Origin of the sequence: Aporhodopirellula sallentina SM41, from assembly GCF_000346505.1 — a bacterium.
Classification (GTDB): domain Bacteria; phylum Planctomycetota; class Planctomycetia; order Pirellulales; family Pirellulaceae; genus Rhodopirellula; species Rhodopirellula sallentina.
On record NZ_ANOH01000433.1, the window covers coordinates 1 to 943 of the forward strand.

A 943-nucleotide genomic window follows, 5' to 3' on the forward strand; every position below is an offset into this window, starting at 1 on the left:
GGCTCACCGGTTGGGATGGCGAACCAGGGAGAGAAACACCGGGCCAAACCCAACACAAAGCCCCCACCAAAGTGAGCCGAACGGCCGTAAGGCCTCGGGTAAAATCGTCGAGAGAGCCTGCAAACCCAACACCCTCAAAACAGCACGAACTCCTCCGAAGAAAGAGGAGACCTGTTGTCTTGCAGATGCGATCAGGAAAGAAAAGCTGCATCCGCTACCAGAGCACCAACAGCAAACATTCGGCAGCCACGCTTATCCCCCGGTCACGGCCCAACGAGCTCACCATTCGCTGCAATGCGAGCATCGCCCCCAAAGCGAAAACACACAAATCGCTCGATTCGCAAACACGCTTCAGAAACCAAACACGCTTCAGAAACAACGCCCCCCACCATCCGACCACTTGCTCCGCACGAAGCAATCACGCCGCTGGCGTATCCCGACTCGCACCCTCTTGCTCCCGCACCAACCGATCCAGCGGACTCATCACCTTCGTCTCATTCGGATTCCGCACATGCGTGTAAATCTCCGTCGTCTTCACATCACTGTGACCGAGCAACTGTTGAATCTGCCGAATATCCGTCCCGTTCCATAACAGATGCGTCGCGTAGCAATGACGAAACGTGTGACTCGTCACATGCTTCAGAACCCCCGCCGACTCCACCGCCCGGCGCAGATGCTTCGGAAACGTATCCACGTGCAAATGGTGACGATGCCGTCTCCCCGTCTTCGGATCACGCGACAACCGGTGCGACGCAAACAAATATTGCCACTTCAGCTCCCGGTGAGCCTTCGGGTACTTCCGATCCAACGCATACGGCAACCACACCGACGCCGTCCCGTCCGCCAAATCCTGGTCATGCTGCGCCGCACGGCTATTCACAAAACGTCGCAGCGGATCCATCAAATCATCCGGCATCGGCACCAACCGACTCTTGCCACCTTT

The 943-nt window shown here is 57.2% G+C and carries 1 protein-coding gene; it reads right to left on the reverse strand.

Translation table 11 applies throughout. The features are described 5' to 3' along the window. Positions 1-418: 418 nt before the first annotated feature. On the reverse strand, positions 419-943 hold a 525-nt coding region (locus RSSM_RS28085; RefSeq protein WP_052335981.1), incomplete at its 5' end, for a tyrosine-type recombinase/integrase.